This window comes from Flavobacterium tructae, from assembly GCF_001853485.1.
In the GTDB taxonomy this organism is placed as follows: Bacteria; Bacteroidota; Bacteroidia; order Flavobacteriales; family Flavobacteriaceae; genus Flavobacterium; species Flavobacterium tructae.
Map to the genome: position 1 here is coordinate 185,359 of NZ_MIKE01000027.1, position 25,238 is coordinate 210,596.

13 protein-coding genes are annotated in these 25,238 nt (G+C 38.2%); 2 read left to right on the top strand and 11 right to left on the bottom strand.

Annotated elements, in window-relative coordinates:
* Positions 1-43 precede the first annotated feature (43 nt).
* The 6 genes from porD to BHE19_RS19810 form a co-directional block, all read right to left on the bottom strand.
* Positions 44-928, bottom strand: a complete 885-nt coding sequence (porD, locus tag BHE19_RS19785) for a type IX secretion system protein PorD (RefSeq protein ID WP_070908542.1) — start codon at positions 926-928, stop codon at positions 44-46.
* Positions 929-1,002: 74 nt separating this feature from the next.
* Positions 1,003-2,217, bottom strand: coding sequence for a bifunctional phosphopantothenoylcysteine decarboxylase/phosphopantothenate--cysteine ligase CoaBC (gene coaBC / locus BHE19_RS19790; protein ID WP_070908543.1), 1,215 nt, complete (start codon positions 2,215-2,217; stop codon positions 1,003-1,005).
* A gap of 9 nt (positions 2,218-2,226) precedes the next feature.
* Entirely contained in the window at positions 2,227-2,544 is a 318-nt protein-coding gene (locus BHE19_RS19795; RefSeq protein WP_007807938.1) for a DNA-directed RNA polymerase subunit omega, read from the bottom strand.
* A 9-nt stretch (positions 2,545-2,553) separates the two neighbouring features.
* Positions 2,554-3,348: an outer membrane protein assembly factor BamD gene (locus tag BHE19_RS19800; RefSeq protein WP_017497141.1), complete on the bottom strand. Its 795-nt coding sequence runs from the start codon at positions 3,346-3,348 to the stop codon at positions 2,554-2,556.
* Between the two features lie 137 nt (positions 3,349-3,485).
* Positions 3,486-4,367 carry a 4-hydroxy-tetrahydrodipicolinate synthase gene (gene dapA, locus BHE19_RS19805; protein ID WP_070908544.1) on the bottom strand — a complete coding sequence of 294 codons (882 nt, stop codon included), beginning with the start codon at positions 4,365-4,367 and terminating at the stop codon, positions 3,486-3,488.
* Positions 4,368-4,383: 16 nt separating this feature from the next.
* A complete protein-coding gene (locus BHE19_RS19810) occupies positions 4,384-4,896 on the bottom strand; it encodes a DUF6913 domain-containing protein (protein ID WP_070908545.1) in 513 nt (170 codons plus the stop codon).
* A gap of 47 nt (positions 4,897-4,943) precedes the next feature.
* Here BHE19_RS19810 and BHE19_RS19815 point away from each other — a divergent pair, with 47 nt between their 5' ends.
* Together BHE19_RS19815 and BHE19_RS19820 are read left to right on the top strand one after the other, a co-directional pair.
* Positions 4,944-5,723 (top strand): 5'-nucleotidase C-terminal domain-containing protein, encoded by a 780-nt coding sequence (locus BHE19_RS19815; RefSeq protein ID WP_070908546.1) that lies wholly within the window; start codon positions 4,944-4,946, stop codon positions 5,721-5,723.
* A gap of 27 nt (positions 5,724-5,750) precedes the next feature.
* Entirely contained in the window at positions 5,751-6,662 is a 912-nt protein-coding gene (locus BHE19_RS19820) for a bifunctional metallophosphatase/5'-nucleotidase (RefSeq protein WP_017497145.1), read from the top strand.
* Here BHE19_RS19820 and BHE19_RS19825 read toward each other — a convergent pair.
* The 5 genes from BHE19_RS19825 to BHE19_RS19845 all read right to left on the bottom strand — a co-directional run bounded on the left by BHE19_RS19825 (position 6,652) and on the right by BHE19_RS19845 (position 25,126).
* A complete protein-coding gene (locus BHE19_RS19825; RefSeq protein ID WP_017497146.1) occupies positions 6,652-7,347 on the bottom strand; it encodes a lysoplasmalogenase family protein in 696 nt (231 codons plus the stop codon). The genes BHE19_RS19820 and BHE19_RS19825 overlap by 11 nt on opposite strands.
* Positions 7,334-9,340, bottom strand: a complete 2,007-nt coding sequence (gene ligA / locus BHE19_RS19830) for an NAD-dependent DNA ligase LigA (protein WP_017497147.1) — start codon at positions 9,338-9,340, stop codon at positions 7,334-7,336. The genes BHE19_RS19825 and ligA overlap by 14 nt, the downstream gene beginning before the upstream one ends.
* Before the next feature lie 245 nt (positions 9,341-9,585).
* On the bottom strand, positions 9,586-11,523 hold the full coding sequence (locus BHE19_RS19835; protein WP_070908547.1) for an OmpA family protein: 1,938 nt from the start codon (positions 11,521-11,523) through the stop codon (positions 9,586-9,588).
* Between the two features lie 12 nt (positions 11,524-11,535).
* A complete protein-coding gene (locus BHE19_RS19840) occupies positions 11,536-12,468 on the bottom strand; it encodes a PorP/SprF family type IX secretion system membrane protein (protein WP_017497149.1) in 933 nt (310 codons plus the stop codon).
* Between the two features lie 46 nt (positions 12,469-12,514).
* Positions 12,515-25,126 (bottom strand): Ig-like domain-containing protein, encoded by a 12,612-nt coding sequence (locus BHE19_RS19845; RefSeq protein WP_070908548.1) that lies wholly within the window; start codon positions 25,124-25,126, stop codon positions 12,515-12,517.
* Positions 25,127-25,238 lie beyond the last annotated feature (112 nt).

A 25,238-nucleotide genomic window follows, 5' to 3' on the forward strand; every position in this document is an offset into this window, starting at 1 on the left:
TTGGGAAATATAAAAATTAATAAAGAGAGTAATTAAAATGGACTTAGAATTTAATCTGTGACCATTTGGTGGTATTCAACGGAGATACCTTATTTAAGACATCGGTCAGATCTGTAATCGGAATACTTGGTCCTCCAGAAAATATGGAGACAATTTCGTCTGATTTGGCATCGAAAAATACTCTGGTCAAAAAAGCATTGGGTTTTACCGAATTCAATTTTCCGGTAAGCATCAAGGCTGATTTGATTTTTTCTTTTGAGGCTTTCAAATCCTGACTCATGCCATCCAAGCCATTATGGTACATGAACATGGTTTGACGTAAATCGCTGTACATTGGCGAAATCATATCGGTAATCAAATAATAACGGTTCTGAACTCCGTCTGACTGGCTCCACCCTTTTGATCCTCCTTGTTGTGCTACACTTGCAATATTCTGAGCGGTTTCAAGATATTGATTTCCTGCTCCCATTTGAAAGCTATCTGCGTCCATCGCTAAAATTAAATAACTGTAAAAAGAAACCACAGATACTAGATTAGACTCAAACGTGGTCGGATTAAACAACAAAGGCTCGTATTCAATATACCTGAAGTTGAAATCTTTATCGTTGTAATTTAATATTGGGGAAGAATACGTAGAATTATAAATCAATCGTGAGGATTGTACCTGAATAGTGCCCGAAAACTGATCGGAACTGTTTGACGACAGTGTAATGTACATCGAGCAATTGATTCGCTCATTTTGTTTTAAGGCTATTCCTGTCCAATCTGTTTTATTCACAAACTCCGACAACGAAGTCTGAAGTGTTTTAAATACTTGCTGATTGGGATTGGGTAATCTTTCTGTATTAATAGTTACAGTGCAATTTAGCTGCTGTGCTTGTGCGAAGCCAAAAATTAAAAATGCTAAAAAAGTAACTAATTTATTCATACGAAAGATATTATTTTGATTACAGCATACAACAGACTTACTATCCTTGTCATTGCTTTGTTTACTCTAAATCTTTATGATTTCGCAAAATGCAAAACCACTTTATTTAAAATATCAACAGCAACAGATTCTTTTGATTTTAATTCCATCGGTTCGATTTTAAAATCCTGATCAATAAAGGTTACTTTATTGGTTTCTTTTTTAAAACCTGCTCCTTCATCCTGTAAGGAATTTAGAACAATCAAATCTAAGTTTTTTTTCTGAATTTTCAGCTTCGCATTTTCAATTTCATTCTCGGTTTCCAATGCAAATCCAATTAAAAACTGATTTTTCTTTATCGCTCCTAATGAAGCCAGAATATCTTTTGTTTTTTCAAGTTCAATCGAAAATTCATCTGCCGCTTTCTTAATCTTTTGTAAAGCGACTACTTTTGGTCTGTAATCGGCTACTGCAGCCGCAGCGATTGCCACATCAACATCATTAAAATACTCATGACAGGCATCATACATATCTTGTGCAGAAACTACATTGATCACTTTCACTAAACCATTTTTAGCTTTATAATGTGTTGGTCCTGCAACCAAAATCACCTGAGCACCTAAGTTTGCTGCTTCATTTGCCAGATCAAACCCCATTTTTCCCGAAGAATGATTTCCTATAAAACGCACAGGATCGATTGCTTCGTATGTTGGACCGGCAGTAATTAGTATTTTTTTCCCTTTTAAAGGCAATTTACTTTCTAAATCGGCTTCCAGAAAGGCTATAATATTTTCGGGTTCAGCCATTCTTCCTTCTCCGGACAGACCGCTGGCTAACTCACCGCTTTCAGCCGGAATCATAATGTTTCCGAAACTTTTTAAAGCCGTAAAACTAGACAAAACTGAAGGGTGTTTGTACATATCTAAATCCATTGCCGGCGCAAAATAAACCGGACATTTGGCTGATAAATAAGTAGCTACTAAAAGATTATCACTATTCCCCGTTGTCATTTTAGACAAGGTATTGGATGTTGCAGGCGCAATCAGCATCAAATCGGCCCAAAGAGCCAAATCAACATGATTGTTCCAGACAGCATCTTCATCATCCTGATTAAAGAAACTGGAATGTACCGGATTTTTTGATAGTGTAGATAAAGTAAGTGGAGTTACAAAATCCTTAGAAGCAGGTGTCATTATCACTTGGACATGTGCACCTGCTTTTATAAAGAGTCGTACTAATGAGGCTGTTTTATAGGCTGCAATTCCACCAGAAACCCCTAGTAAAATTTTCTTCCCGTTTAAAACTGACATTATACTATATTATTTGTTTGAACCTCTGTGGTATGTTTTACCGTCTAACCACTCCTGAACTGCTAAAGCGTGAGGTTTTGGTAATTTTTCGTAAAATTTAGAAACTTCGATTTGTTCTTTATTTTCAAAAACTTCTTCAAGACTGTCATTATAAGTAGCAAACTCTTCCAATTTCTCTGTCAATTCTTTTTTAATTTCAGAGTTAATTTGATTTGCTCTTTTAGCCATAATGGTAATTGCTTCATACACATTTCCTGTTGGCTCTTCAATAACTGTTTTATTGTAAGTTATTGTATTTACAGGAGCATTCGTCTTTTTTAAATCCATGACTTTATTTTATTTAGTAAATTTTTGTAAATCTGTTTCCACTCTGGCATTCATTTCATCTGCCTCTTTTTTATACTTCGTAGCACCATTAAACTTAATCAAGTTTCCATAAGCTACTTTAGCCACATTTAAACGCTCTTCCATTTTTGAAGGAATACTGTTTATTGCTAATTTATATGCTGAATCATATTTATAAAACAATGCATCTTCTTTTAACGGTGTTCCTGGAAAATCAGCAATAAAATTATCAAAAGCGATTAATGCTGATTTGTAATCAGAAATTGTATTGTATCCTTTCGCGTTTTCGTATGCTTTTTTCTCCAGTTTACCATTTAAAACTTTTACAGCTTCGTTTGCCTGAGCGATATACTCAGAATTTGGGTAACTTTCGATAAAAGTTTGTAATTTTTCCAAGGCTTTTACAGTGTCTGTCTGATCTAAGCTATAAACAGGCGCTAATTTAGAATAGCTATACGCTCCCAAAAAAGCAGCTTCCTGAACTTTTTCACTTCTAGGATAACCTGAAACGAAACTTTCAAACTGATAACCTGCTAAGTAATATTGTTTTGTTTTGTAATACGATTGTGAGAACATGTAAAATAATTTCTCTGCCTGAGGTTTCCCTCTGTAAGAAGATGCCAATTGTTCAAAAAGACGTATAGCTTTTGAATATTTACCTGCATCATACATTTTCGTTGCAACTTCGAATTTTGCAGCAACATCATCGTTCTTTAATGCCTTTTGGTATTCGCTACAAGAACAAAAAAGGACAACAATAATTAACAGAGATACTATTTTTTTCATTTTCTTACTTTTATTATGATTTCTTAGACAATTATGCCAAAGCAAAATCACACCGAAGTTTCGGTGGCAAATTTAGTTATTAATTTAGCTACTACAAAATATTTTTTGGTATATATAGAATACCCACAATCTCATGCTTATTTTATACTGTTTTTCACAAATTCATTCAATCTGCCTGCTAATGAATCATCAACAGCCACCAATGGCAAACGTACTGTGTTCTCAGCAATACCAAGGGCTTGAAAAACTTGTTTGATTCCGGCAGGATTTCCCTGCTCAAAAATCATATCAATACAATCGGATAAAAGATACTGTGTTTTAAACGCTTCTGTTACCTTTTTATTGAGTCCTAAACGAATCATTTCTGTAAATTCTTTTGGAAAACCTTGTCCGATAACCGAAATCACCCCTGCTCCACCTGCCAAAACAATTGGTAAAGCAATCATATCATCTCCTGAAATAATCAGAAAACCTTCCGGTGCATTTTTAATCAATTGTAAAGCCTGAGCCATATCTCCGGCAGCTTCTTTAATCGCTACCACATTACTAAAATCATTCGCCAAACGAATTACTGTTGACGGCGACATGTTACTGGATGTTCTTCCCGGAACGTTATATAAAATCACAGGAATTGGGGAAGCTTCTGCAATAGCTTTAAAGTGCTGATAGATTCCTTCTTGTGTTGGCTTGTTATAATAAGGAGAAACAGAGAGTATGGCATCAAAAGCAGAAAAATCTCCTGTTTTTAATTCCTCTACAATTTGCATGGTATTATTTCCACCAACTCCAAGTACCAATGGCAGTCTTCCTTTATTAGTATCTATAACCGTTTTAATCACCAGTTCTTTTTCGGCTTGTGTCAGAGTAGCATTTTCTGCCGTTGTTCCCATAACTACAAGATACTCAACACCACCGTCTATCGAAAAATTAACGATGCGCTGTAAAGCTTCGATATCTACTGAAAAGTCTTTTTTAAATGGGGTTACAAGCGCAACACCAGTTCCTATTAATGATTGCATATTCTACTTTATAATTTTATTTTATACTCTTTAAATATCTAAACAATTCGTGCACGAAAAGTTTGTAATTCTTTATAGCAGTATCAATCATCCATCGATTTAATTTTTCATCTACTGATGCGAATCCTACTTTAAACTTCGCTTTTGACTTGGCAGTTATCAGCATCAAAATGGCCGTTTCAATGTCATAATAACTAATCAAAAGATCAAATTCTGTTTTTATAAATTCATTTAAGAAACCTTCTGTAATCTCCCCCTTCCAATTGACGCTTTTTCGTCCAAAAGTTGGTCTTGAATACGTTTGTTTCTCGCTAAATTTACTTCTGTACACTGCAATTTTGATATTCTCAGGAGTAATTCCTTTCGAGATCAATTCCTTTATCAGGTCTTCTGAATGATCAAATCTACTTTCATCAATCAGTAAACCAATTGTTTGCACATTACTTGTAAATACTTCGTTTTTGACATTATTCAAGTTATTTTTTAATGATTTTTTTACAAAAAATTCCTTTATATAATTTAAAAACATAGTACTTTTACCAGATTACAAAATTAATTATTTAAGTCGCATTTAAGATGGTAAAACTAAAAAAGTATAACGGAGTTTTGAAACTTTTTGTTATATTCTTAACACTTTTTTTTATATTTTCCTGTAGCCAGAAAAATTATAATCTAACAAAAATTGAAGGAAAGCAACTTCCGATAACTGAAAAAGGAACTGAAACTCCTGCAATTGAGAACTTTATTAAACCTTATCGTGATCATATTAATAAGGATTTAGATAATGTTCTGGCTTATTGCCCTGAAACTCTTGATAAAAGTACAGGGAAATGGCAAACCAGCATTGGTAACCTTATGGCTGATGTTTGTGTTAAAAGAGGAAACCTGGTTTTTGAGGCACGCGAGAAGAAAAAAATTGACTTGTGCTTACTAAATCATGGTGGTATACGAGCTATATTACCTAAAGGAAATGTAACCAACAGAACAGCATTTGAAATCATGCCTTTTGAAAACAGCATGGTGGTTATGGCTTTAAAAGGAGATCAGATTTTAGAAATGACTTCCTATATTATTAAGGCGCAAAAAGCACAACCTTTATCGGGTATGACTTTTACTATTGCAAAAGACAAGACTGCAAAGAATATTATGATTCAGGGAAAACCACTTGATCTTAATAAGGTTTACTATGTAGCAACAAATGATTATTTGGCAAATGGCGGAGACAGTATGTCTTTTTTCGCAAAAAGTGTTCAAAAATATGATCTGAACTACAAACTGAGAGATGTATTAATTGATTACTTTAAAGAAGTTGATACGATTCCGGTAGCAAAAGACATCCGAATTACAGAAGAATAAAAATCCCATTTCGCAAAAACATACAAAATGAAAAGAAGAGAATTTATCGAAAAAACAGCTGCAAGTACTGCCTTATTAAGTTTAGGTTTGTCATTGAGCAGTTTTGAAAATAACGATATCAAACACTTAACCATTCTACATACCAACGATGTTCACAGTCATATTGATCCATTTCCGGCTGATGATCCTCGTAATCCGAACAAAGGCGGTGTCTCACGCAGAGCTGCACTTATAGAAACGATTCGTAAAGAAAATCCAAATGTACTTTTACTGGATGCCGGCGATATTTTTCAGGGAACTCCTTATTTTAATTATTATGGAGGGGAATTGGAATTTAAACTGATGAGTATGATGAAGTACGACGCATCGACTATTGGAAACCACGATTTCGACAATGGTCTTGACGGATTACACGCACAAATGCCTCACGCTAGTTTTGATTTTATCTGCTCGAACTACGATTTTAAAAATACGGTGATGAACGGTCTTGTAAAACCGTATAAAATTTTCAATAAAAACGGAATTAAAGTAGGTGTCTTTGGTTTAGGAATCGAGCTTGCCGGCCTAGTTGACAAACAAATGTACAAAGAAACAGTCTACAACAATCCTGTAGAAATTGCGCAGGACATGACGCAATTGCTAAAGAAAGAAGAAAAATGCGATTTGGTTGTTTGTCTGTCACATCTTGGATACAAATACAAAGACGATGAATCTAAAATTTGTGATTTAAAACTGGCTGCTCAAACTCAGGATATTGATTTGATTATTGGAGGCCACACACATACTTTCTTAGACAAACCAACTGTTGTAAAAAACAAAGCCAATCAGGATGTTTTGGTGAATCAGGTAGGCTGCTATGGAATCAATTTAGGAAGAATAGACTTTTACTTCGATAAGAACAAAGCTCACACGAACGAAGGGAAATCAATTATTGTTTAGCGTTTTTCTTTTTTTTGGTTTTCGTTTTTTCCAGGAAATACTCGACCATAAAAAAGTATGCTAAAATTTGAGTGACATCCCGGATCAATACCAGGACTACGGAATAGGAAAAGTATTCATTGAAAATATAAAATATATCTGAAAAGATATAGGAAATTGCCATTAATGACATGAGTAACGCTAAGTAGGTTCCTTTTGTAATATAACTAATGAAGGACAAACAACTTAACACACTTAAGACAATTCCGTAGATCATATAGATCAAACTAAATCGTTTCATATTATCAAATTGCATTCCTAGTGCTGATACTAAGAGATATACAATAAAAATAACTACTATAGAAACTGGAAGAAAATCTTTTTTTTCCAGTTTTATTTTTTCATGCCCTCCCAGATAAAGTCGGATAATTAAAAGGTAAACGACTAAAAAACACAGGACTCCCCCTAATTCAGAACTTTCGATATCCATTAGATTAAACACCTGGCCAATAAAGCTGAATAAAAAGATAACCCCTTCGATTTTCCCGATATTGAATTCGGTGCTAATCAAAAAGTAAATAAAAATCGAAGGAATTACAATGGCTTTGGCATAAGTCGCAAATAAAAACAGCTCGGTCCAGTCAAAAATGGCCGTGCACAATAATGCTAAAAAAAATAAAATCAACGACGGTTTATTCGCTTTCATTTAGTTTGTTTATAAAATCTTCTTCAGACAGAATAGGGATATTTAATTTACTGGCTTTTTCTAATTTTGCCGGTCCCATATTATCTCCTGCGACAACAAAATCTGTTTTTGCCGAAATAGAGCTTCCTACCTTACCACCATTGTCTTCAATAGTTTTCTTCAATTCGTCTCTGGAGAATTGAGTAAAAACTCCCGAAACCACAAATGTTTTTCCGATAAATTTTTCAGTGGCATTCGGGTTTATCTTCTCTACAATTTCAAACTGAATGCCGTAACTTTTGAGACGGTCTATAATTTCCTGGTTCTCTTTATTCTCAAAAAACTCAATTACACTTTTGGCAATTCTTTCTCCAATTTCATCTACCAAAATCAAATCCATCAGGGTAGCCTGACGTAATGCATCAATATTTTTATAATGTTTCGCCAGTTTTTTGGCTACCGTTTCACCTACAAAACGAATTCCTAAGGCAAAAAGAACGCTCTCAAATGGGATTTCTTTTGATTTCTCTACTCCTTTTACCAGATTCTCGGCAGATTTTTGCGCCATTCTCTCTAAAGGTAAAATATCTTCTACTTTTAATTCATACAAATCGGCATAATTGTGCACCAATCCATTGTTGAAAAGCAAAGCAACTGTTTCGCCACCAAGCCCTTCAATATCCATTGCTTTTCTTGAAATATAATGTTGAACCCTTCCAATAATCTGCGGTGGGCACCCATAAAAGTTAGGGCAATAATGATTGGCTTCTCCTTCATTTCGAATCAATTCGGTTTGACATTCCGGACAATGTGTGATGTATGCAGTAACTTCTGAATCTTCGGGGCGTTTGGACAGGTCGACGGCAATTATTTTTGGAATGATCTCTCCTCCTTTTTCTACAAAAACGGTGTCATTGATTCTGATATCCAATTTTTCAATCTGATCTGCATTGTGCAAAGAGGCTCTTTTTACAATGGTTCCGGCCAGTTGTACCGGCTCTAAATTGGCTACAGGAGTGATTGCTCCCGTACGGCCTACCTGATATGAAATAGACTGAAGTGTGGTCGAAACCTGTTCTGATTTGAATTTATAAGCTATGGCCCAACGTGGAGATTTTGCAGTGTATCCTAATTCTTCCTGATGCTGAATACTGTTTACTTTAACGACTACACCATCGGTTTCGTAAGGTAAATTATGACGGTGTACGTCCCAATAATCAATGAAATCGAAAACTTCCTGCATATTTTGCACCAGTTTTGCTTCGTTAGGCACTTTGAATCCCCAATTTCTGGCTGATTCCAATCCTTCAAACTGGGAAGTAAACGGGAGATTGTTTCCTGTAACAAAATACAATAAACATTCTAACGGACGTTTGGCAACCTCAGCACTATCTTGTAATTTCAAACTTCCTGAAGCTGTATTTCTGGGATTTGAATACGGTGTTTCGCCTATTTCAATTAGATCCTGATTCATTTTTTCGAAACCGGCAAAAGGCAAAATTATTTCTCCTCTAATATCAAATTTATCCGGATAGTTCCCTTTTAATTGTAAAGGAATCGATTTTATGGTTTTGATGTTGTTGGTTACCTCATCTCCCTGAAAGCCGTCTCCTCTTGTTAAAGCCTGAACCAGTTTTCCGTTTTCATAAGTAATACTGATCGAAGCTCCGTCGTATTTTAATTCGCAGGTATATTGCAGATCAACATTTCCTAAAACTTTCTGAATTCTGGCTTCCCAATCCAGTAAATCTTCTTTAGAATAGGAATTATCCAAAGAATACATCCTGTACTGGTGTGCAATTGTTTTAAAATTCTTGGTCACGGCACCTCCTACTCTTTGAGTTGGGGAATTTTCATCAAAAAACTCAGGATGTTTATTTTCTAAATCCTGAAGTTCCTTTAACTTAATATCAAAATCATAATCAGAAATTGTAGCGTTGTCTAACACGTAATAATTGTAATTGTGCTGATTAAGTTCGTTTCGTAAAGTCTGAATTGTTTCTTGAATACTCATAAGATTTTAAAATACCGGAGGTTTTGATTTTGAATAATTGAATACCAAAATTAGGATTATTTTTGTTCAAAAACAGTAAAATCCGAAAGTTTTATAAACTCAAAAATCAAGTTGCAAAAAGATGCAACTTGATTTTCTTCCTGCCCATTCTTCTTAAAAAAGAATTAATAAAAACCAACTTCCAAATGGTTTCTTCATTTTAAAATTCAAACTAACAATTCAATCATTAGTGTGAAAATGTAACTCTATTTTTGAATTATAATAAAGTCTGAGCGTCTGTTTAACAAATGTTCCGCCTCGGTACATTTTACACCATTTTTGCATTTATTGATCGGACGGCTTTCACCGTAACCAATAGCACTTTCGATTCTTGCAGTGTCAATACCTTGTGAAAGGATATAATCACGTGTTGATTTAGCTCTATTATCTGAAAGTTTCAGGTTATAAGCATCTTTACCTCTGGAATCGGTATGGGACTCAATTTTGATACGGATTTTAGGAAATTTTCGCATCACAAATACTACTTTATCCAACTCAGTGGCTGCCAAAGGTGTAATATTGAATTTGTCGTAATCAAAATAGATCGGATTAACGTCAACTTTTTCGACTCCTTGTTTTTTCACTACCAGGTCATCATAATTGCTAAGCTCAAAATCGACATCGGTAATTTCGGCTTCATTGATTTTGGTTGTGGCAACAGTTTTTTCATCGTCACTATAATTAAATTTTGACGCTACCAAACGAACTGCTTTGTTGCAAGGAACTGTTACCGCATATTTGCCGTCAAAATTGGTTTTAGTTTCTGCCAAAACTTCATTATACGGATCATAAGCTATTATAGTAACATCGGCTAAAAGTGCTTTTGATTTATGATCGATTGCTTTTCCTGAAATATTCTGATTGCAAACGGGTTGTCCTTTAGTAAAGGAATAAATATCATCATCGCCTTTTCCTCCTGCTCTGTTGGAAGATACATATCCATAACTTCCGGTTTTATCAATCACAAAAGTAAAATCGTCTTTATTACTGTTTATTGGAGCTCCCAAATTTTTCGGTGCCGAAAAGCTCCCATCCGATAACATTTTACTTTCGTACACATCTAAATCTCCTAAACCATAATGTCCGTCTGAAGAAAAATAAAGTGTTCCGTTACGAAAGAATGGAAAAAGATCATTTCCTAATGTGTTAATTTTTGGCCCTAAATTTTGAGGGGAACTCATGGTTCCGTCGTTTGCAATTTTCACAACATACAAATCGGTTTCTCCATAGCCGCCCGGCATATCGGAAGCGAAGAAGAGCAATTTACCGTCGTCGCTTAAACTAGGATGCCCAACAGAATAATCATCACTATCAAAGAAAATCTTTTGCGGGTTTTCTACCTTTCCGTCTACCAAAGATCCTTTTAGAATTTGAAAGTTGTTGATTCTGTCCTGGTCGACTACTAATTTGTTTTTCTTGACAATATTAGACGTATAGTAAATTGTTTTTCCGCTGGCATCAAAAGAGGCGGTTGCTTCGTGATATTTAGTCATCACGTTAGGGATAAACAGTTTTTCGTTAAATAAACCTCCATCAGCGGGATTTCGTTCGGCTACATACAAATTAAGAAAAGGCTGATTGTTCCAGTTGTAAAGTTTATCGGCAAACTTCGTAGTATCTCTGGCCGATGAAAATACAATTCGGTCCTGAAAAAATGTAGCTCCAAAATCAGATTTACCGGTATTAATGTCTAAGTTTCTAGTGTCGTACAAAGACTTAGTTTTGGCCAGACTGTCTAATTGTTTTTTCTGAGCAACATACCGATTGATCTCTTTCTGATCTCCTTTTTTATTGAGATATTCTTTGGTAATTTTATCGGCTTCATCATAATCCATAACAGATTTCAAGCACTGAATATAGCGCAGGTAATAAATGTCGGTCAGATTATTCCCTTGTATCTGATAGAGTCTTTTATACCATCGAAGCGCATTTCTTCCATCGGAAATAAAATAATAAGAATCTGCGGCATTTTTTATGGTTTGTGCTGTTGGATTCTCTATATTCTGCAAACACTCTTCATAAGCTTTAGAGGCATCGAGATAAGAGAAATTTCGAAACAATGCATCGGCTTTTTTCAAATTAGTCTTTTGAGCAAAACCAAAGGTAATGCTCAAGACTAAACTAAGGATATATAGTTTTTTCATAGGGTTTATGTTTTAGAAGAATCGAGGTGATTTGATTTTACTTTGTTTTCTAGTAAACTGATAACGCAAGATGATCTCATGTGATCCATCATTGTATTTATTCAAATCACTAACGGTATAATCAAAAGCATACCCTGCATAAAAACTTCTGGATATCTGAAAACCTGCCAGAATACTTATCGAGTCGTCTGTTCGGTAAGATCCACCTATTACAAACTTTTCTGCTATCATAAAATTTGCCGAGATATCAGCAGTAAGTGGTGCTCCACTCACTGCTTTTACCAAAAATGCCGGCTTAAATTTTAAGTTTGGATTCAAATCAAAAACATAACCTCCCATCAGGTAGTAATGCAATCGATCGTACGATATAGACTCCTGAATATCATCGTAATAATCACTTTTAATAAAGCTTGGAACTGAAAGACCAACATACCATTTGTTAGTGTAATAGTACACCCCTGCTCCTACAGCCAGTTTCAATTGATTATTAATATTCTGATTCAGTAATACATCATTATTGTTATAGAATCGTCCTTTTGACCAATCTACGTTTAACATTCGCATACCTGCTTTTAATCCAAACGCAAGTCTTTTTTCATATCCTAAAGGAATTGAATAAGCGAAGTTCCCGTCGATATACAACTCATTTGACGGACCAATTTTGTCATTAACAACACTTAATCCTAAACCAATCATCTCGTTTCGAAGAGGTGAATGAACAGAGAATGATTGTGTTTCGGGTGCTCCATCGATTCCAACCCATTGCGAACGATGTAAAAGTGTCGCCTCGATGGTTCCGGTAGATCCAGCATAAGCTGGATTCACCGACATCGTATTGTACATGTATTGCGTGTACTCCGGATCCTGTTGTGCACTGGCACAAAATGTGATAAAAGAACATATTAAAATAAAATACGTTTCTATTGATTTTATATATAGTTTCATAACGATACTTATTAAGTTTAATTAATTAGATGATTAATACGGCTGCTTATCTCATTATAGATAACCATCCTTTTTTAACCGTTCCGTCTCCTATTGCTATCACATAGAAATAAGTACCTGTTGGCAGCATATCTCCTCTGTTGATAACTCCGGATACATTAGCGGTTCCGTCCCAATCATTTTCATAATGTTGTTTACTATATACTAATGAACCGTATCTGTTATACACTTTCAACTCATTATTTGGATAAGTTTCGATACAATCAATTCTGAACAAATCATTTGCCCCGTCATTGTTTGGAGTAAATTCATTGTAAACGGTCAAACAAATTGGTTCAACAGAAACTGAAGCCGAATTATTTGATGAATCCACATCTAACGGAGTGGAAGTCTCGACAGTTGCAACGCTTAAGTATTTACCACCTGGCAATACTTCTGCTACAATTGTAAGGACAACACTTTGTCCTGCATTCAACGTTGGAATCGTCCAAATTTGGGATAACAAACTGTATGTTCCTGCAGTTGCAGATGCACTTATCAAATTATATCCGCTAGGTAATAAATCGCTTACTATCGTATTGATAAAATTACCCTGACCAATATTATTTACTGTTACGGTAAATGTTATCTGATCACCAAAATTAGGTTTAGGATTGCTAACTGTATTGGTTATTGTTAGATCAGAACAAGTTGCTACAATTACATTTAATGATTTTGTAGTTCTCTCGTTACAAGTATTAATATACTCAACCTCAACTTTACCAGGTCCAATATCTGACCAGGAAATGGTTACAGAACCATCGTTAAGTCCTCCGCCTGAAGTAATTGTTCCGTTAGAAACTGACCATACATAATTTGATTTTCCATTGGCAATCGAATAAGTAACTCCCTGAAATACACATGGCGTATCATCTGTTGTTGTGATAGGAACCAATGCATCATTGTTAAAGGTAACAATCACCGCTAATCTCGGAACTGCTCCACAACCATTAGTGATATTACCTTGTGCCGCGGCATAATAAGTTGCCGCAACAAGAGGTGTATTCGCTGCCAATGGAGTTCCTCCAGATGCAGTGGTATACCAAACAATGTTAGCTTCATTTACTACAATATCCTGAACTGTTGGTGCTGCTGATAAACAAAATACTTGTGTCGTTCTTGGAGTAGTAACACTAAGCGGTACGTTAACCGTTACTGCAACGGCCAATCTAATTGGATTTTCACAACCAGAACTGCTTGCAATTACGCCATAATAAGTACCCGTAGCTAAAGCTGTAGTTGCCGGAATTGCAGTTCCGCCTGTTGGAGTACTGTACCAGATTACACCGGATTCATTCACTTGAATGTTAGACACTTTTGGTGCATCTACCGAACAGAAGTTTTGAGTTGCTGCATTAGTTGTAGGCGTCGCCATTGGGGTTACAATGGTAATGACAACCTGCAAACGATTAGCACTCTTACATCCTGTTACCGGATCTGTAAGCTCTCCGTAATAGGTACCGGAAGTTAAAGCGGTTGTCAATGGAATTGCTGTTCCGCCTGTTGCGCTACTAAACCATGCTACATTACTCTCGTTAACCTGAATACTTGCAAAGGTAGGAGCACTTGTAGAACAGAAATTCTGAGTCGCCGCAGTTGTAGTTGGATCTTTAGAAATTCCAATAGTTACCGTAACTTTTAATCTCACGCTGCTTTCACAACCGGATACCGGATCTTTTATCGCTGCATAATAATCACCATTTACTAGTGGTGTAGTTCCCGCAACGACAGTTCCGCCAGTTGCAGTGGTATACCACACGATGTTGCTTCCGTTTACCTGAATGTTAGCAACCGTTGGATTATTTCCTGAGCAGAATACCTGAGTGGCAGCTGCTGTTGTTGGCGTACCCGGATCGATTACATTAACATTTACTGTTAATCTCACAGCACTTTCACATCCTGATACAGGATCTTTTATCACTGCATAATAAGTACCACTGGTTAAAGCTGTAGTAGAAGGAATCACTGTTCCTCCGGTTAGCGCAGTATACCAAACTATGTTTGCCTGATTGAATTGAACACTCGCAAACGTTGGTGCATTTACCGTACAGAAGGTTTGTGTTCCTGCTGTTACTAAAGTTGGTGTTCCCGGATTAGCAACATTGATTGTTACCGCTAATCTTACGGCGCTTTCACAGTTTGTAACCGGGTCTTTAATTACTGCATAATAAGTGCCGCTTGTTAAAGCTGTGGTTGATGCAATCACTGTTCCTCCAGTCAGCGCTGTATACCAGACAATATTAGCCTGATTAAACTGAACACTGGCAAAGGTTGGTGCATTTGCTAAACAGAAGTTTTGCGTTCCTGCCGTAACTAATGTTGGTGTACCAGGATCAGTAACATTAATTGTAATTGGTAATCTTTCGGTACTTTCACATCCTGATACCGGATCTATAACCGCAGCATAATAAATTCCGGTAGTTAAAGCTGTTGTAGAAGGAATTATAGTTCCTCCGGTTAAAGCTGTATACCAAACTATATTGGCGGCAACGGCAGGACTTACGTCGATTGTTGCAAAAGTTGGTGCATCTATCAAACAGAAATCCTGAGTAGTTTTGGTAATAATTGGTGCTTCAGGATCGGTTACAATAATGATAATCGCCAATCTCACATTACTCTCACAAAGAGTTACCGGATCTTTGATTGCAGCATAATATGTACCACTTGTCAATGCTGTCGTCGATGGAATTAAAATTCCTCCGGTTAAGGCAGTGTACCAAACTATATTGGCAGCAACAGCTGGACTTACGTCAATCGACGCAAAAGTTGGTGCGTTGAACAAACAGAAATTCTGAGTTGTTTTTGTAATCACAGGAGTTCCCGGATCGGTTACATTGATAGTAATCGCTAATCTGACAGCACTTTCACAAAGAGTTGTCGGATCTTTGATTGCAGCGTAGTAAACTCCAGTGGTCAAAGCTGTTGTGGATGGAATTAATGCCCCTCCGGTCAACGTTGTGTACCAAACAACATTAGCGGCAACAGCAGGACTTACATCAATCGATGCAAAAGTTGGTGCATTTACCAAACAGAAATTCTGAGTAGTTTTAGTGATTACCGGTGTTCCAGGATCAGTAACACTAATCGTTACCGCTAATCTCACGGCACTCTCACAATTGGTTACCGGATCTTTGATTACCGCATAATAAGTACCACTGGTTAAGGCTGTAGTCGAAGGAATAACTGTTCCTCCGGTCAATGCTATATACCAAACGATATTAGCTTCATTAAACTGAACACTGGCAAAAGTCGGCGCATTAACCAAGCAGAAGTTCTGTGTTCCTGCCGTAACTAAAGTTGGAGTGCCAGGATCAGTCACACTGATCGTTACCGCTAATCTAACAGCACTTTCACAATTGGTTATTGGATCTTTGATAACAGCGTAATAGGTACCGCTAGTTAAAGCTGTAGTTGAAGGAATCACTGTTCCTCCAGTTAACGCTGTATACCAAACGATATTGGCTTCATTAAACTGAACACTGGCAAAAGTCGGTGCATTGACCAAACAGAAGTTTTGTGTTCCCGCTGTAACTAAAGTTGGTGTTCCCGGATCAGTAACGCTGATTACTACAGCCAATCTTACTGCACTCTCACAGTTCGTGATTGGATCTTTGATTACAGCATAATAAGTACCACTGGTTAAAGCTGTAGTCGAAGGAATAACGGTTCCTCCGGTAAGCGCTGTATACCAAACAATATTTGCCTGATTAAATTGAACGCTTGCAAAAGTTGGTGCATTTACCAAACAGAAGTTTTGTGTTCCTGCTGTAACTAAAGTTGGGGTACCCGGATCAGTTACGCTTATTGTAATTGCCAATCTCACATTACTCTCACAGTTCGTGATTGGATCTTTGATGGCAGCATAATAAACTCCTGTAGTTAAAGCTGTAGTTGAAGGAATTAAAGTTCCTCCGGTAAGTGCTGTGTACCAAACAATATTGGCGGCAACAGCAGGGCTTACATTAATCGATGCAAAAGTTGGTGCGTTGACCAAGCAGAAATTCTGCGTAGTTTCAGTAATCACAGGAGTACCAGGATCGGTTACGCTAATGGTTATCGCTAATCGAACAGCACTTTCACAAAGAGTTACTGGATCTTTAATTGCAGCATAATAAACTCCGGTAGTCAAAGCTGTAGTCGATGGAATTAAAGTCCCTCCGGTAAGCGCTGTGTACCAAACAATATTAGCAGCCACTGCCGGACTTACATTGATTGATGCAAAAGTTGGCGCATTCACCAAACAGAAATTCTGTGTAGTTTCTGTAATCACAGGAGTTCCCGGATCGGTAACACTGATCACTACAGCTAATCTAACTGCACTTTCACAATTGGTTACCGGATCTTTGATTACGGCATAATAAGTACCGCTGGTTAAAGCTGTAGTCGAAGGAATAACGGTTCCTCCGGTCAACGCTGTGTACCAAACGATATTGGCTTCATTAAACTGAACACTGGCAAAAGTTGGAGCATTGACCAAACAGAAGTTTTGTGTTCCTGCTGTAACTAAAGTTGGTGTTCCCGGATCGGTAACACTGATCACTACAGCTAATCTAACTGCACTTTCACAATTCGTTACCGGATCTTTGATCACTGCATAATAAGTACCGCTGGTTAAAGCTGTAGTCGAAGGAATCACTGTTCCTCCGGTCAACGCTGTGTACCAAACGATATTGGCTTCATTAAATTGAACACTCGCAAAAGTCGGTGCGTTTACCAAACAGAAGTTTTGTGTTCCTGCTGTAACTAAAGTTGGCGTACCAGGATCGGTAACACTGATCACTACAGCTAATCTAACTGCACTTTCACAATTCGTTACCGGATCTTTGATTACGGCATAATAAGTACCGCTGGTTAAAGTTGTCGTAGAAGGAATCACTGTTCCTCCGGTCAATGCTGTATACCAAACGATATTGGCTTCATTAAACTGAACACTGGCAAAAGTCGGTGCGTTTACCAAACAGAAGTTTTGTGTTCCTGCTGTAACTAAAGTTGGCGTGCCAGGATCGGTAACACTGATCACTACAGCTAATCTAACTGCACTTTCACAATTGGTTACCGGATCTTTGATTACAGCATAATAGGTACCGCTGGTTAAAGCTGTTGTAGAAGGAATAACGGTTCCTCCTGTCAATGCTGTGTACCATACAATATTGGCTTCATTAAACTGAACACTCGCAAAAGTTGGTGCATTTACCAAACAGAAGTTTTGCGTTCCTGCTGTAACTAAAGTTGGAGTACCAGGATCGGTAACACTGATCACTACAGCTAATCTAACTGCACTTTCACAATTGGTTACCGGATCTTTGATTACGGCATAATAAGTACCGCTGGTTAAAGCTGTAGTCGAAGGAATAACGGTTCCTCCAGTCAACGCTGTGTACCAAACGATGTTGGCTTCATTAAACTGAACACTCGCAAAAGTCGGTGCATTGACCAAACAGAAGTTTTGTGTTCCTGCTGTAACTAAAGTTGGTGTTCCAGGATCGGTAACACTAATTGTTACGGACAATCTAACAGCACTTTCACAAAGAGTTGTTGGATCTTTAATTACTGCAAAATAAGTACCACTGGTTAAAGCTGTAGTAGAAGGAATAACGGTTCCTCCGGTAAGCGCCGTGTACCAAACAATATTCGCTTCATTAAATTGAACGCTGGCAAAAGTTGGAGCATTTACCAAACAGAAGTTTTGCGTTCCGGCAGTAACTAAAGTTGGAGTACCGGGATCGGTTACATTTATTGTAATTGCCAATCTCACATTACTTTCACAAAGAGTTGTTGGATCTTTGATGGCAGCATAATAAACTCCGGTAGTCAAAGCTGTCGTTGATGGAATTAAAGTTCCTCCTGTCAAAGCCGTGTACCAAACAATATTGGCGGCAACAGCAGGACTTACATCAATAGAAGCAAAAGTTGGTGCATTTACCAAACAGAAATCCTGTGTAGTTTTAGTGATTACTGGTGTTCCAGGATCGGTTACGTTGATGGTAATTGCTAATCTAACATTGCTTTCGCAAAGAGTTGTAGGATCTTTAATCGCAGCGTAATAAACTCCGGTAGTCAGAGCCGTTGTGGATGGAATTAAAACTCCTCCGGTAAGTGCTGTGTACCAAACAATATTGGCAGCGACAGCCGGACTTACATTGATTGATGCAAAAGTTGGTGCATTTACCAAACAGAAGTTCTGAGTAGTTTCTGTAATCACAGGTGTTCCCGGATCAGTTACGTTTATCGTAATTGCTAATCTTACATTACTTTCACAAAGAGTCGTAGGATCCTTGATCGCAGCATAATAAACTCCGGTAGTTAAAGCTGTAGTAGATGGAATTAAGGTTCCTCCGGTCAGCGCCGTATACCAAACAATATTGGCAGCAACAGCAGGACTTACATCGATCGATGCAAAAGTTGGAGCATTCACCAAACAGAAGTCCTGAGTAGTTTTAGTAATCACAGGTGTTCCCGGATCGTTTACGATTACGGTTACAACTGATCGAACTGAGCTTTCACAATCATTCACATCTCTGATCGCACCGTAATAGGTTCCGTTTGTCAAAGCAGTTGTCGGATTTAATGCGACTCCTCCTGTGGCTGCACTGTACCAAACCACATTAGTCTGATCGGCCTGAAGATTAGCAACTGTAGGATTGTTTATCAAACAGAAATTCTGATTATAAGTCGTAGATGTTGGTGTACCCGGATCATTAATAAGTACGGTCACCAATCTTAATTCTCCATTTTTATTCTGACAAGTAAAATCACTTGAAACTGCAACATAATAAATCATCGGGCTCATTGCCGGTGTTAAACCTGTAGCGGTTAAAACTCCGCTTCCACTAATTGCATAGGTTACTCCGCCAATTGTTCCGCTAAAAATAGGTTGCGTTTTGTTCGCATCTAAATACCAGGAGAAAACAGGATTTGTCAGAGTGCTTGACGGTGTTAGTACCGCAGGTGTATCATGACAAATAGAAGCATTGTTTATTGAAATATCGGTTACCAGTGAGCTTGGTAAAATAGTAAAAGTCACTTGTTTTCTGTCTGCCGGAGCAGTTTCACAATATTCGTCAGAACTTACTCCAACGTAATAGGTATAAGTCCCCGGAAGTAAACCGGTAACTATTAATTTAGAGGTTACCTGACCAGGAATTGGCTGACTTGTTGTACCATCAAAACTGTACCAGTGGTATACCGGATTGGTAAGTACTGGTGTAGCACTTAGAACAGCATCTAGTGTTACTGTACCGCTTTCAGAACAAATAATAGTTGCACTACCTCCATTTATAGTTACGTTGGTAATAGTTGCTGCAGGAACAGTTGCTCTTACAGTTACTGTAACTTCACCTCTTTCCAGAGCCGGACATCCGTAACGAATTGGCTGAATATAATATTTATACGTTCCGGCAGCTAATGTAGCAGGAAGTGTATAAGTCTGACCGCTGGCCAACAGATTTCCTCCCGTAGGCGAATCGTACCAGGCATAATCAGCACAAGGCTTCGGAGGGACGACGAGCGTGAGGTTGGCTCCCGGACAGACCGTTATTTTATTATCAGGATCGGCCCCTATCACTTCTGTATTGGTTGTACGATCTACCGAATGAACTCTAAGCTGATCTAAAACAGTAGCAACACCTCCATAAGTTATCACTACTTTATCGTAAGGCTGCGTTTGAGGTGCAACAATAGTCATAGCCATTGTATCTCCTGAAAGCAGTTTTAAAGTCAAAAGACTGCTTGTATTGGCAATTGGTCCGCCAACCGGAATGTTTCCAGAGTAAAGCTGGATGGTAAATCCGGTAAGTAAATTAAGATTTAAAACTGTTCCCGGTTTAGAAATTACAATTCTTAAACTATCACCCACCATCGATGGCGTTCTAAAAGTTGCAGTCAACTCTGAAGCTGCCAATACTCCTACAGCGTTAAACATTGTTGCATAAGTTGCAATATCTTTATCGGCTATATTCCATGGATTTGAAACTCCAACTGTAGCCGTTAAAGCACCTACTCCCAAATCTTTTACACCGGAGAAAACATCTTCGATATCGCCCTGACCACAGGTGATCTGAGCTACTTCTCTTTTGTAATAAGTATCATAAACATTGATGTTTTGCGCTACACTTAAAACAGATCCCAGCTGCACACGGATACCGTCGTAATCCTGAAGTCCGGAAGCATTAGAAGGAACAAAAGTATATTCGAATGAATTTTGTCCCGGTAACAGGTTCAATAAAGATCCTGTAACGGATTGTAATGTTCCAATATCGATAGGGTTATTAGATCCGTCACGTTTAGTACCTACAACCGAGATACTTTGTGCTACAGCAAGCAAGCTGTTTTCTAAACCTAATTTTACTGTTACCGGTGTTCCTTTGGCAATTGTAGTTGGCCATTGCAAATTTTGCCAGGTCGTTCCAATACCCAAAAGTCCTAAACCGGTTGTAATAGTTGAATAGGTGCTTGGATCATTATCGGCAGCAAGAGGTCCATTAGTTACCCCTCCGGTAATAATTGTTCCTGAAGATTGTGTATTGGCGTACACTCTTTCCTGTAAGGTATCACAGGCAGCAGGATCAATCACACTAATCGTGATGGTCTGACTAACTGTACAGGTACCATTGCTGGCTACTACAGTATAAGCAAAAACACCTACAGTATTAAGAACACCTGTATTATTCGAAGGCAATACATTACCCTGCTGATCGTACCAGGTTATAGTTCCGTTTGAAGTGGCTGTTAAAGCAACAGAAGAACCTTTAGTAACCGCTACTGAATTTGTTAGTACTGTTAAAGTTGGCAACGGATTAACCGTTACTGCTACAGGTAACTTAACTGATGGACAATTGCCTCCATTAAGCTGAGCCTGAATAAAGTAATTACCATTTGCAGTAATATTTGACGCGGCCTGCTCTGTAATAGGATTATTTCCCGCATCAAAGAACGTATAAGTAGTATTTCCCGATGTATCAAAATTTGTAATCGCATCTTTCAGACTTACTTTAGCACAACCGGACAAAGTTGGTGTTACCGTTAAAGCAGTACCTGTTGGGAAATTAACAACAACTTCCTTAAGAAATCCTGATGCATTCTCACAGATACCTCCATTTAGTACAGACACATAATAGGTATAAGGAGCATTTAACTCTGTAAGTCCGCTGATGGTAAGGGCACCTGTTCCTAAATCTTTAGAATAAGTAACCCCGGCTATCGTTCCGGTTGCTTCCTGTGTTTTATTTGCATCTAAATAATACTTGAATGTTGCTCCTGCTAAAGGAGAAGAAGGAGTCAAAACAATACCTCCGGCACAAGAAGCTGTTACGGGGCTTGTTATATTGATATCACTGGCTGTCGGCAGAGGTAAAACTGTTACCGTAACAGCCTGACGAACTGTATTAATACAAGTTCCGCCACGTGTAGCTTCTAAATAAAATGTAGTAGTAGCGCTTAATGCAGCCGTTGGATTCACAGCTACTATGTTTCCTCCGGTTGGCGCATCGTACCACACAAATGTATCTCCTCCGGTTGCGGATGCTGTTAAAGAAGCTGTTTGTCCGGCACAGATTGGTGTTGCATTCCCTGTTATTACTGCATTGGCAAATCTATAAGAAGCTTCGTAAATCTCCAGACTTGATAAAACAGTAGCTAATCCATTTAATCGGACACGCACACTGGTAAAAGTACCCGCTGCAGCAAAACTTGCTTTGAAACGATTTCCTGATAAGATCTGAACATTCAGAAGATTATTGATGGTGCTAAAATCTCCGTTAGGTACCCCCGAGTTAAAACTTTGCAGGCTAACATTAGAAAGTGCACTAATATCAAGAAGTCCAACAGGAATTCCCAGTTCCACATCTATAATATCGCCTGCCTGCCCCGTTGTTGGAAAAGTTAAATCTTGCTGAATATGATCTGTTACTAAACCAATAGGTATTGAAAGAGTAGCTGCTGTAGCATTATTACCGTCTACAGAGTTTCCATCTGCACTGGAACTACAGGTTAAACAATTTGTGGTTCCTCCTTTAGTGGTTATTTGTGAATTGGCTAATAAGCAATTATTCACTCCGGTAATTACGGTAACAACAATTGCGGTTCTTGTACTACTGGTACAATCTGACGTTAAATCTACCGACTCTACATAAAATGTTTTACTGGCTGTTAGTGCCGGGCTAGGTGTGAAACTGTCGACATTAGTGGCCAAAAAAGTCCCTCCCGTAGGTACATCATACCACGTATGTTTAATCCCCGGATTAGCTACAACGGCCAGTGTTACATCCTGACCGGACTGAATAATCACAGGTGAAGATACCGCAACCGGTGCTGAAGGTCGTGAATTAACATTTACCGTAACCGGTGTGCGGGTTGCACTTATACAACTTGCGATTGAAGCTTCGACATAATAAGTAGTCGTAGCCGTCAGATTTGGTGTATTGTAAACAGTACCTGTAAATACTAAATTCCCACCGGAACTTGCATCATACCATTTGTAAACAGTCCCGACAACCGGTGAATCAATAGTCACTGTTGTTGAAGTTCCGCTGCACAAATTCAAAGGACTAGCAACAACAGTTGCCGGAGCTATGGGATTATTTACAGTAACAGTAACAGGATTTCTTTCACTATTCACGCAACCATCGCGAGTAACTTCTACATAATACGTCGTATTTGCCGTTAAAGCCGGAGTAGTATAAGCCGCTGTACTGGCTAACAAAGTTCCTCCTGTTAGAGCGTCGTACCATTTAATAGTTTCGCCAGCAACAATATTTGCCGTTAAAGTAGTCGTTTGTCCTCCACAAATTGTGGTATTTCCTGTAAATGATGGCAGCTTATAGCGATGAGTAGCCTGATAAATTTTTAAAGTCGTTAAGGCAGATACCAGTCCGCCCAATCTAACTTCTACACGATCAAAATTGGCTCCCGCTGTAATAGTCGCTCTAAACTTATCCCCCGACAACAATTGTAAGGTAACCAGAGCGTTATTGATAAAAGTGCGATCATTATTATAAGTCGCACCATTATAAGTAGCCAGACTGACAGCGCCTAACAAGCTCAGATCAGCAATTCCTCCAGGTAACTCCAGGTCAACATCTATAAAATCACCTGTCTTTCCGGGATTATTAAATTGTAAGGTTTGCTGAATCCACCCATTGACTAAACCTACTGGCAGCGTTATAGAGGAGGAAGTAGTGCTATTCCCGTCAACAGAATTATTCTGGGCACTTGAAGAGCAAAGTAAGCAAAGACCGTTTTGAGTAGTTTGCTGACTGTTGGCTTCCAGACATCCTCCCAAAGGATTAGCTAAAACCGTTACTGTAACAGGAGCTCTCGTAGCGCTAACGCAGCCTCCTGCAATAGTACGAGACTCCACATAATATGTTTTGGTTGCCACTAATATCGGAGTGGTAAATGTATTTGAATCTCCTAATAATTTTGTTCCGCCTGTAGGTACATCATACCAATCCAGAGTTACTCCCGCTTCAGCTGTTGAAGCACTTAAAGTAGCATTCTGACCAGATAATATAGATACGCTTTGGGTTAAAATAGTAGCGACCCCGGGAACCGGAGTTGAAGTAACCGTAACCAGAGTTCGTGTTGGTGTCACACAGGAACCAATCGATGCTTCGACATAAAAATTAGTCACACCCGTCGGAACGGTTGGTGTATAGGTACTGCCTGTACTCAATGCCACACCACCTGTTGGTGCACTGTACCAGGAGTAAGTCGTTCCCAGTACCGGATTAATAACCGACAAGGTAGTTGCCTGTGTTGCTCCTGAAGAACAAATTGAAGTTCCAACCGTACTTATCGTTGGCAATACCGGGTCCAGAACATTAATAGTTACCGGAAATCTTTCGTCACTTTCGCAACCCGCACTTCTGGTTATACCTATATAATAAGTAGTACTTGTGGTTAGTGCCGGTGTTGTAAAAGTATTCACGCTTGAAAGAGCTGTGGTAGATGTTGGCGAACTGTACCAGGCCAATGTAGTTCCGGCAGCAGGAGTTGCAGTAAGTGCAATAGACTGTCCTAAACAAACAGACTGAGTGGCTCCTCCGGTAATGGTTGGTTTTGCAAACTCCAATCGCACATCATATATACGTATATTAGTCAAGACACTAAGTAACCCGCCAATTTCTACCTTTACCTGATCGGAATCGGCCGTTAGGGTATACTTTATTGTACCTGTAGTTGCTCCGCTAATCGCGTTCACATTCAGCAACGGACTGTTTAAAGCCAATGCCGTACTGCTTGTACTATTGACTGAATTGCTTGGCTGGATTGTCGCATTAGACAATAATCCAACATCCAGCAAATCGGCATTTGATCCGTAAACAATTACAATCTGGTCACCGGCTTTCGCCATCTGACTAAATTTAACTGTTTCCTGCACGGAACAAAGTACACCCAGCGCATTGGTTAATGATGCATACGTACTTGTATTTGCATCATAAGCAAAGGTTGGGTTTAGTACTTCTGTAGTTCCCAAACATACTCCCGCTCTACTGTTCGTTTGAGAGATGGGTCTACAAAAAGTCTGGGCAAAATTTTCATTGCAAAAGAGCAGTAAAAAAATTAATCCCAATAATCTCCTCTTCATAAGAAGATCATAAAAAGTAAATTTTTTTTTCATAATTTGGAAGATTAGAAAATGGACAATAAAATACCTCTTGCGATAAGCACTTATGCTTAGGCAATTTCAAAAAACACTAATAATCAACTTGTTGAAATAAAATTTAGATTCC

What these genes read in the sequence shown, in the direction of transcription:
- BHE19_RS19810 (WP_070908545.1), bottom strand. Translation starts at nt 4,896, where the DNA reads ATGTTTTTAAATTATATAAAGGAATTTTTTGTAAAAAAATCATTAAAA.
- BHE19_RS19845 (WP_070908548.1), bottom strand. Translation starts at nt 25,126, where the DNA reads ATGAAAAAAAAATTTACTTTTTATGATCTTCTTATGAAGAGGAGATTA.
- ligA (WP_017497147.1), bottom strand. Translation starts at nt 9,340, where the DNA reads ATGAGTATTCAAGAAACAATTCAGACTTTACGAAACGAACTTAATCAG.
- BHE19_RS19820 (WP_017497145.1), top strand. Translation starts at nt 5,751, where the DNA reads ATGAAAAGAAGAGAATTTATCGAAAAAACAGCTGCAAGTACTGCCTTA.
- dapA (WP_070908544.1), bottom strand. Translation starts at nt 4,367, where the DNA reads ATGCAATCATTAATAGGAACTGGTGTTGCGCTTGTAACCCCATTTAAA.
- BHE19_RS19840 (WP_017497149.1), bottom strand. Translation starts at nt 12,468, where the DNA reads ATGAAACTATATATAAAATCAATAGAAACGTATTTTATTTTAATATGT.
- BHE19_RS19800 (WP_017497141.1), bottom strand. Translation starts at nt 3,348, where the DNA reads ATGAAAAAAATAGTATCTCTGTTAATTATTGTTGTCCTTTTTTGTTCT.
- BHE19_RS19795 (WP_007807938.1), bottom strand. Translation starts at nt 2,544, where the DNA reads ATGGATTTAAAAAAGACGAATGCTCCTGTAAATACAATAACTTACAAT.
- BHE19_RS19815 (WP_070908546.1), top strand. Translation starts at nt 4,944, where the DNA reads ATGGTAAAACTAAAAAAGTATAACGGAGTTTTGAAACTTTTTGTTATA.
- porD (WP_070908542.1), bottom strand. Translation starts at nt 928, where the DNA reads ATGAATAAATTAGTTACTTTTTTAGCATTTTTAATTTTTGGCTTCGCA.
- BHE19_RS19835 (WP_070908547.1), bottom strand. Translation starts at nt 11,523, where the DNA reads ATGAAAAAACTATATATCCTTAGTTTAGTCTTGAGCATTACCTTTGGT.
- BHE19_RS19825 (WP_017497146.1), bottom strand. Translation starts at nt 7,347, where the DNA reads ATGAAAGCGAATAAACCGTCGTTGATTTTATTTTTTTTAGCATTATTG.
- coaBC (WP_070908543.1), bottom strand. Translation starts at nt 2,217, where the DNA reads ATGTCAGTTTTAAACGGGAAGAAAATTTTACTAGGGGTTTCTGGTGGA.